The organism is Moorena sp. SIO3I6, from assembly GCF_010672095.1.
The window spans coordinates 1-9,165 of sequence record NZ_JAAHHU010000206.1; the positions used below are offsets into that span (position 1 = coordinate 1).

Annotated in this window: 9 protein-coding genes; 7 read left to right on the top strand and 2 right to left on the bottom strand. The window is 44.4% G+C overall.

Features of this window, described 5'->3' with window-relative positions; all coding sequences use genetic code 11:
• The 4 genes from F6K49_RS31250 to F6K49_RS31265 form a co-directional block, all read left to right on the top strand.
• Positions 1-725, top strand: a 725-nt coding sequence (locus F6K49_RS31250; RefSeq protein ID WP_293102905.1) for an alpha/beta fold hydrolase, incomplete at its 5' end; no start/stop codon positions are given.
• Positions 726-1,527: 802 nt separating this feature from the next.
• Entirely contained in the window at positions 1,528-2,073 is a 546-nt protein-coding gene (locus F6K49_RS31255) for a hypothetical protein (RefSeq protein WP_293023265.1), read from the top strand.
• Entirely contained in the window at positions 2,058-2,840 is a 783-nt protein-coding gene (locus F6K49_RS31260; protein ID WP_293023267.1) for an ABC transporter ATP-binding protein, read from the top strand. Before F6K49_RS31255 ends, F6K49_RS31260 begins: the two co-directional genes overlap by 16 nt.
• 574 nt (positions 2,841-3,414) lie before the next feature.
• Complete coding sequence (locus F6K49_RS31265) at positions 3,415-3,951, top strand: NADPH-dependent FMN reductase (RefSeq protein WP_293023269.1); 537 nt, start codon at positions 3,415-3,417, stop codon at positions 3,949-3,951.
• Positions 3,952-4,431: 480 nt separating this feature from the next.
• Here F6K49_RS31265 and F6K49_RS31270 read toward each other — a convergent pair whose 3' ends face one another.
• Positions 4,432-5,133 carry a Crp/Fnr family transcriptional regulator gene (locus F6K49_RS31270; protein WP_293102909.1) on the bottom strand — a complete coding sequence of 234 codons (702 nt, stop codon included), beginning with the start codon at positions 5,131-5,133 and terminating at the stop codon, positions 4,432-4,434.
• A 73-nt stretch (positions 5,134-5,206) separates the two neighbouring features.
• Here F6K49_RS31270 and F6K49_RS31275 point away from each other — a divergent pair, with 73 nt between their 5' ends.
• The 3 genes from F6K49_RS31275 (at position 5,207) to trpE (ending at position 8,835) form a co-directional block, all read left to right on the top strand.
• Positions 5,207-6,148 carry a DALR anticodon-binding domain-containing protein gene (locus F6K49_RS31275; RefSeq protein WP_293102912.1) on the top strand — a complete coding sequence of 314 codons (942 nt, stop codon included), beginning with the start codon at positions 5,207-5,209 and terminating at the stop codon, positions 6,146-6,148.
• A 631-nt stretch (positions 6,149-6,779) separates the two neighbouring features.
• On the top strand, positions 6,780-7,208 hold the full coding sequence (locus tag F6K49_RS31280; RefSeq protein WP_293023275.1) for a photosystem I reaction center subunit II PsaD: 429 nt from the start codon (positions 6,780-6,782) through the stop codon (positions 7,206-7,208).
• A gap of 94 nt (positions 7,209-7,302) precedes the next feature.
• The gene (gene trpE / locus F6K49_RS31285; RefSeq protein ID WP_293102915.1) at positions 7,303-8,835 is read left to right on the top strand and encodes an anthranilate synthase component I; all 1,533 of its coding nucleotides are present in this window, start codon (positions 7,303-7,305) and stop codon (positions 8,833-8,835) included.
• An 81-nt stretch (positions 8,836-8,916) separates the two neighbouring features.
• Here trpE and F6K49_RS31290 read toward each other — a convergent pair whose 3' ends face one another.
• Positions 8,917-9,159 (bottom strand): FeoA family protein, encoded by a 243-nt coding sequence (locus tag F6K49_RS31290; protein WP_070393365.1) that lies wholly within the window; start codon positions 9,157-9,159, stop codon positions 8,917-8,919.
• Positions 9,160-9,165: the final 6 nt, after the last annotated feature.

Genomic DNA, 9,165 nt, shown 5'->3' on the forward strand with positions numbered 1-9,165 from the left:
CCGCAGGGGGTTATCGAGTGTTTGCCATCGATCTGCTGGGATTCGGAGGTTCTGATAAACCTGCCTTATCCTACACCGTAGAGTTGTGGCAACAACAAATAAAGGACTTTTGGGATACCTACATCAATGAACCTACCATATTTATCGGTAACTCCATTGGTGCTCTGTTAAGTCTGATGGTGGTCACAAACTATCCTGAGATTGCTGCTGGTGGTGTCTTAATCAACAGTGCTGGTGGACTCAATCACCGCCCTGAAGAGCTAAATCTACCTTTGCGCTTGGTCATGGCAGCTTTTACGAGATTAGTGAACTCTCCAACCTTTGGACCGTTCCTGTTTAACCGTATCCGCCAGAAACATCGCATCCGCAGCACCCTTCGTCAAGTCTACTGTGATTCAGATGCCATTACAGAGGAACTTGTAGAGTTAATCTACCAGCCTGCTTGTGATCCCGGTGCTCAAAAGGTATTTGCATCAGTTCTTACTGCTCCTCCTGGTCCTAGACCTAGTGAACTTTTACCGAAGTTACAAAGTCCTCTACTCATTCTTTGGGGAGAAGAAGACCCTTGGACACCGATTTCTGGTGCTACCATCTTCCAAAAACAGAGTCATCAGGGTAAAGACGTAAAATTTGTAGGAATTCCTAAGGCTGGTCACTGCCCTCATGACGAAAACCCAGAGTCCGTAAATTCACTGATTCTCGATTGGTTGTCATCTCGCTGGTGAAATATAAAAGCAAGTAATCAGGGTCAATCACGTTAGTAATAAGGGTAAACTTTAACATTTACAGCTATTTATAATACTGAAGATTACCCCTGTAACCCAAGATAATATTCCGTAAATTCACTGATTATAGATTGGCTTTTTTATGGATATAAATACTAATAAGCAATATCCCTGAAGCCATAGACAATCCTATCGGTTATTAGCCGTAATCAGATAGTTATTATGGAATCAACAGCTAGATTTTCGGTGCATAGATTGTTAGGACGAATTAATGTGAAGTAACCGAAATTGAGTGAGTGTGATCTATGTACGTGTTATTACTGATGACCGGAGCGGTAAGAGTTAATTTAACTGCTTATTCAAGAAGTTTGAATGATTCAGATATTATTAAAAAAGCGCTTGTCAGGGTCAGATTGTTTAAAGAACCAGCTAGGGTGGCTCTCAAATAAAAATCAGGTAAAGCTCCCGCAGTATTCCAGAGAAATATTTAAGTAAATTCACGGCAAGCTTTTTGAACTTTTGCTGATTCTTAAAGATTGTTTAAGTGGTTGTCGCGACGTCTTTATTGTCAATAAATATCACAATTTAGAAGAAACAAAAATTGGCTTCCAAGTGTTAAGAGTTTAACACGGAAGCTTTAACTCTTTGTTGCCAAGATAGGACTTACCCTATCAGGGGGTTCCCCCCCCCATCAAGAAATTCACTATACCACTTATTCTCTACTAATAGTGTGAATACATTGTGAATGCAGAAAATATACAAGAATTCCTAGGAAGTCATTTATGCACAGAAGGAGATCATAATGACGATTATTGAAGAATTAGCCAAGGGCTATATGACAGCTCCAGCCTATGAAGCTCCTCTATCGTTACTTAGAGAGTTTCGTCAATTTGTGATTGACTTAGCAAAGGTAGAATTGCAAGGCGTCAATTTTGAGTATGTTGACTACCAACCCTACTTTCGAGGACCAGATCTATGTCTGAATGACATCAAAGCTGACTTTGAACAAGGAAATGTTAAAATCAGCGCCCAATATAATGAATCAGATCTACTAGGTAAGGACGTCAACTTAATTTACCGATGTATTCATGAAAGGCATCACGTTAAACTAGATGTGGACTTTGGCTGGGAAGGCGAGTGCGCCATTGCTGCTCACATTATGTCCTTTACAGACAACCTGTTTTTTAAGCAACTTCTCTTTAGTGAGGGGTTAGGGCAAGTGGCTGTGCGCCTCCATACAGGAGAATTTCCTGATTATCAAAAAGTAGTGCTTTTTGATGAAGAGGTTATACATTGTATGGAGAAGACAATGAAAAATGTCAGAAATATCCGATGCCAGAACCATTGATCGAACTGAAGGGAGTGAGCAAATCGTTTGGAAGCAATGTCATTTTGAATCAGTTGGATCTGAAAATTTATCAGGGTGATGCCCTAGTCATTATTGGTCCTTCTGGAACCGGCAAATCAACAATTCTTCGGATTATTGCTGGCTTACTACCTGCGGATGTGGGTGAAGTTTATGTTAAAGGGCAACGGCGCTCCGGTTTAATAGAAGATGCTCAAGACCGCATTGGCATTGGTATGGTATTTCAGCAGGCAGCTTTGTTTGACTCGCTGACGGTGGAAGAGAATGTGGGTTTCTTGCTTTACCAGCACTCTAAACTACCACATCATCGAATTAGGAAATTGGTTAATCAAAGTCTGGAGATGGTAGGGTTATCTGGTGTTGGAGACCGCTACCCAGCTGAGTTATCAGGAGGTATGCGCAAACGAGTCAGTTTTGCCCGTGCTATAATTTCTAATCCTGATAATCCCAGGGACAACCCAGAGGTGTTACTCTACGACGAACCAACCGCTGGACTTGACCCGATCGCCTCAACAGTGATTGAAGATTTAGTGCGCCAGATACAACGGGAAGAAAACGCTTGTAGTACTTACCTAATGGTTACCCATCAGGAGAGTACAATTCGCCGCACCGCTGACCGGGTTGTTTTCCTCTACAAAGGCAAAGTACAGTGGTCCGGCAGCGTTGGGGAGATAGATACCACAGATAATCCTCTAGTGCAGCAATTCTTTAGTGCCAGTACCACTGGTCCAATTCAAGTAGTAGGTTGACTCTAGGTCAGGAGACTGTATTGATTAATTTGGTTAGGTTCATTGGCTCTAGGTTGAATGGCTCTAGGCTAAGCGGCTCTAATTACTAGTCAATCACCAGGACCTGTGTTAGCCATTCGGGCTGATCTCGATGCCCTGCAGATTCAAGCAACAAAATGATCAGGTGCGACCCGTGGCGAATTTAATTCTTAATGGTAAGAGCGCACCTATGCCTTATCAGTCACAGCATGATGGTCGAATGTATCCTTGCGGTCATGATCGACATACTCCGATCTGCCACAACAGGAGTTTGACAAAGTTGCTGCCAACTTGCTAGACTAAACGTAGTCATAACGACTACGCATAATAGCCGCTTTCCTTAGATAATTGGTAGCTTTCACGACAAAAAATCACAACTTGAGGTGCGACCCGTGGCGAATTTAATTCTTAATGGTAAGAGCGCACCTAACCTACTGAAACACTAAGCACTCAGCTTGGTTGACGGTTGACAGTCAACCAGACTCAGCACTCAGCACTCAGAAATCAGTACTCAGCAATCAGCAATCAGCACTATAGTTAAACAGAGGTTAGTGAGATGGTGAACATTGTTGGAATTAGTGGTAGTTTACGTCCTGAATCCTATAGCTATCATGCTCTAGAGCATGCCATAGACCGAGTGAAAGCTCATGGTATATCCACTGAAATCCTTGACTTGCGTCAGATGCAATTACCATTTTGCACTGGTGATAGTGACTATGCAGACTATCCAGATGTCACCCGATTACAGGAAACCGTGAAGCAAGCTGATGGCTTAATTCTGGCAACACCGGAATATCACGGTAGTGTCAGTGGTGTACTTAAAAATGCCCTAGATTTGATGAGTTTTGAACATCTCGAAGGCAAAGTTACCGGTTTGATTAGTGTATTGGGGGGTCAGTCTAATAGTAACGCTCTCAATGACCTACGGATAATTATGCGCTGGGTACATAGTTGGGTCATTCCAGAGCAAATTGCCATTGGTCAGGCTTGGAAAGCCTTTGGTGAAGATGGCAAGCTTTTGGATAAAAAACTCTCCGAGCGCTTCGATAAATTTGCTGAAAGTTTGGTAGCAAATACTCAGAAGTTAAGGTAAGCTCAAATCCGCTTAGGGACTTGGGTGTAAAAAAAATACCAATTAAATTAGGGTGGGCAAACTATAGCAATTCTCATTTTGAGGTGCGACCCGTGGCGAATTTAATTCGCCGTTCGCGTAGCGCTCCTACGGAGAACGGAAAGCGCACCTATTGGGTTTTAGGGAGCAGGGACTGAGGCCGTAGGCCACGCGGGGCGCGTTCGGAGCTGGGAGTAGCGCTGCATGGCTTCGTCCCTTGAATTTGGAAATTTGGAAATACCATTACACCCATTGCTATAAAAAAAACTGGCTGTGTTGTGAAGGGTGTTACCCCTCACAGCACAGCCAAGCTGATCATCAATTACGGCACAGGATGGCTGATTTGTGCGATCTGTTAGGTATGTCTTTATTAAAAAGCAATTTACCATGGCTGTGTTGCCAGTTTGGCAGTAAATTAGATTTCCACTGCACTTACTCGAACACAAGTATCTATAAGTGTACCTAATTAGGAGTTATCTTAGGTACTGAGTCACCTGATAAGCAAATTAAATTATCCTTCTGAGTGTTGATGATTCCCCGTTGGCGAAGCTTTCCGATCAAGCGAGTGACAGTCACGCGGGTGGAGCCAATGGCACTACCGATTTGTGCATGAGTTAAGGGAAATGGTAAGCAGTAACCTTCCTGACACGGTTCCCCGAACTCTTCAACCAATAGTATGAGAAATCCCAAGAGCCGATCAATGGTTCGTCGCTGTCCTAAGGTACTCAGCCACAGTAGTTTGCGTTGATGCTGAAGCCTAAATGCATCTAAGATCTCCCGTCGGAAGTGTGGCCAGTTGTCTAAGTCATCCCAGTACATCCATACCACAGCAGTTTGCTCAACGTGGGAGTAAGCCTGAAGTGTGAAGGGTGAAAGGGCAACAATTTCAAAAGGCTGACCCGCACCAATGAATCCTAAAAATGCTTCTTCCATATTCTGATGGGAGCATTGAGATCCAGAAAAATTGGGGCTAGCGCTGACTTGAGAAGTACCCACCAAACGGATTGCCCCCCGCTCTACCAAATACAACAACCCAGGACGGGTAGGAATCCGCTCATCTTTGCTAAACGTCCTATAACGGTAGCGTTCCTGTCCCCAATCTAAGATCCTTTGCCAAGTTACAAAGGGTCGGGATGCCTCTAATGGGTCGGATGGTGAATACATAAGCTCCGAGCCTGATGGATACACAAGTTTATCTAGATCTTACATGGACTCCAAAGTAACAAAAAATACCTTGATGAGTAGCTCATGGCGCGTAAATTTGTCAGGTAATTCTGCTGCCCTGAGTACCCGATTACAACAACAGATATCGAGAGCAATGGTATATTCTGGTATTCCCCAGTTGATATTGGAAACGATTCCTTTAGAACGCTGCTCAGATAATACTGGTGTAGCATATCGCTCAGCGATCGCTCTCAAGCTTTCTCGCGCCATGCAGCAAAGTCCTCTAGCCATTGCTGATCAGTTAACTGTATCTTTGCCAACCATAACTCAAGATGGTGGGAAACAAAACTTGATCGAATTCGAGGTTGAAGTAGCTCCTCCAGGCTGGATTAATTTTTGGCTGACAGATCAGGGGTTAGCAACTTGGTTACAAGATTGGATTCAACCTTCAACAGAAACGCTGATTAGCTTTCGCCCTCAACAAGGTCAAAAGAATCTCTTGCCCTACTTAGAACTTAACACTCAGCACTCAGCACTCTTCTGGCAAGATACTTCCAAGATCTTTAGAGTTCAGTATGCCCATGCTCGTTGCTGCTCACTCCTGCACTTGGCTCATCGCCAGGGCTTAATCCAGATTCAGAGTATGGATTTGAAAACCTCTAGGGGACTGATAGTTGTGCCATATCCAATTCCTTGGTTAAAAGACGACCTAGGAACAGGGACAAATCAGCCGCTTATACAGTTGCTCCATCCAGCCGAAAGACTTTTGATTGGTCAACTTATTGACTTGACAGACTACTTGAGTGGAACCGAATCAAAGAATTGGCTAAAGTTGGCAAGTTCTGTGAGTAATGCGTTTGAGCAGTTCTACCGTAGCTGTCGCATTTGGGGGGAGGTGAAACACCAGACCCCTAGGCTGGCTCAAGCAAGGTTAGGATTAGTGGGAGTAACTCAAGTAGTTTTGCGATCGCTTCTAGAAGACCAACTGGGTGTCCCTGCACCAGGTGAACTTTGACCGAAAAAAAAAATTTTGCCAAAGGGGTTGACAAATCCAGAAAGCTTTCGGTATATTTACGGATGTGTGAGGAGCGAACCAGTCAGGGAACCGAGACGAAACACGGCCAGTCGTCGGTTCCCTTTCTGATTTAATTACCTGATTTAATTGTCTGATTTAATTAGCGCAGGCAGATCCCGCCGTTAGTGAAGCTGGCTTTATAAGCAAACGGGGGCTCTTTGACCTAAGCAAATAATTGACCTAAGCAAATAGCCAGGGCTGGGATGGGTGAGGCTGAGATTGGGGAGAAGCCCACTCTTACCAGACACAGAAGTTTCAGAGTATTTCACATAAAAAAAATTAGGATAGGGAGATGTGGGTGGTTTCAGGTCACTGGCTTGACTGGTAACCAAAATTTATTTTGTGTGTTTTTATTATATTTTATTTGTTATTGCTCCTTTGTAATCAGCCGAAAGTCTCGCGGCAGCAGAAATGACACGTGACCAATGACTAATCACCAATGACTAAGACTAATGACTAAAATCAGGAATAGCTAAAGAACTGTTACAGTTCTTGACAAAGTAGCCAGACAGGTATGAACTCGATGATAGCATTCCCTTGAATGCCTTATTATAGACACGAGAAAAAAACTATGGCAGAAGAACTGACGGGACAAACTCCCATATTTGGTGGTAGCACTGGCGGATTGCTGACCAAAGCTGAAGTTGAAGAAAAATACGCTATCACCTGGACAAGCTCAAAAGAGCAAGTGTTTGAAATGCCTACTGGTGGCGCTGCCATCATGAATGAAGGGGAAAACTTGCTCTACTTAGCTCGTAAGGAACAGTGTCTGGCATTGGGAACCCAACTGCGGACGAAATTTAAGCCCAAAATCGAAGACTATAAAATTTACCGGGTTTATCCCAATGGTGAAATCCAGTTTCTGCATCCTGCAGATGGGGTATTCCCAGAGAAAGTCAACGAAGGGCGTCCCTATGCAGGGAAAATAGACCGCAATATTGGCAGCAACCCAGAACCTGTAACTATCAAGTTCAGTGGGAAGGCACCTCACGAGGTTTAGTTCATCAGTGATAAGGTAAAGGGGAAAAAGTTGAACGTTGTGACCAACAGTTTCAGCTGTTTGCCGAATTTTTAACCTTGAGCTGAGAAAGACCATGATTTTCCCAGATTTTTCCCAATTTTCAACCGTAGCTCAACAAGGTAATTTTGTACCGGTAACCCAGGAGTGGGTGGCGGATTTAGAAACGCCAGTTTCTGCCTGGTATAAGGTCTGTGCTGGTCAACCCTACAGCTTCTTGTTGGAATCGGTAGAAGGTGGGGAAAATCTGGGACGTTACAGTTTACTAGGTTGTGACCCCCTGTGGGTATTGGAAACTAGGGGAAATCGCACGACTCAGACCAACCGGGATGGCTCAGTCACAGTATTTGAGGGAGACCCCTTTGAAACCTTAGCGAATTGTCTGAAATCCTATCAACCTGTAAAGTTACCCCAATTGCCGCCAGGAATTGGCGGTTTGTTCGGTTTTTGGGGTTATGAGTTAATTCGTTTTTGTGAATCCCGTGTGCCAATTTATCCCCTAGAGTCCAATGACTTGCCCGATGGATTGTGGATGCAAGTGGACAACCTGATTATTTTTGATCAGGTCAAGCGTAAGATTTGGGTGATCGCTTATGCTGATCTACGACATGCCCAAGGAGATTTAGAGGCAGCCTATCAAAAAGCATGCGATCGCGTTCGTACTCTGGTCAACAAACTACAAGGGCAGCTCTTAGGTAAGGACACAGTACTCCCATGGACACCTCCAGATAGTGCTACTCAAGAACTGTCTTATATCAGCAATACAGACAAATCCCAGTTCTGCGCTAATGTCGAAAAAGCGAAAGACTATATCCGAGCTGGGGATATCTTTCAGGTGGTATTGTCCCAGCGCCTCTCGACAGAATACAAGGGTGACCCTTTTGCCCTTTACCGTTCCCTAAGGCTGATTAATCCCTCCCCCTACATGGCGTATTTTAACTTTGGGGACTGGCAAATCATTGGATCTAGCCCAGAGGTAATGGTAAAGGCAACAGCTTCCCGAGAGGAAAAAATCCAGGCAACGTTACGACCAATTGCTGGAACTCGACGTCGGGGTCAAACTCCTATTGAAGACGAAGCTCTAGCTCAGGAGTTACTCGAAGATCCAAAGGAAATTGCTGAACACATTATGTTGGTTGACCTGGGTCGGAATGACCTGGGTCGTGTGTGCAAGAGTGGTACAGTCAGAGTTGATCAACTGATGCTCATTGAGCGCTACTCCCACGTTATGCATATTGTTAGCAACGTAGTAGGGGAGCTGGATGCTAGTAAAACAGCTTGGGATTTACTGAAAGCTTGTTTCCCTGCGGGGACAGTGAGTGGAGCCCCCAAAATTCGGGCAATGGAAATCATTCAGGAACTGGAACCAGAACGTCGCGGGCCTTACTCCGGTGTCTATGGCTGGTACGATTTTGAAGGTCAGCTCAATAGTGCGATCGCAATCCGGACTATGGTAGTTCGCCCATCTGGTTCTGGTAAACATACCGTGTCAGTGCAAGCTGGTGCGGGCTTGGTAGCAGATTCTGACCCAGAAAAAGAATATCAAGAAACTCTCAATAAAGCTAGAGGGTTACTAGAGGCTATCCGCTGTTTAACCTTTGAGGAGTAAGCTATCAGCTAGGTGCGCCCCTGCAGGGAAGGGGAGGATAATAGCGTAGTGCTAACATCACCCCTAACCACTAACCCCTAACTATTCCTTGACAGGGTTAACGACAATCATGCTAGCTTCTTGCCGTCGGATAGCTACTTCTGTGGTGGAACCAACTCGAATGTGTAACGGTCCCCCAAACCAGGCTGAGCGCAACACTTGGACTTGTCTATTAGGAATAATGCCAATTGCTTCTAGTCGATTGGCGAGACCTTCGACCTGCAAACCTATCTGAACTTTCTCGATAATGGCAAGCTTTCCAGGTTTTAATTCCGCTAAAGTCATTTAATT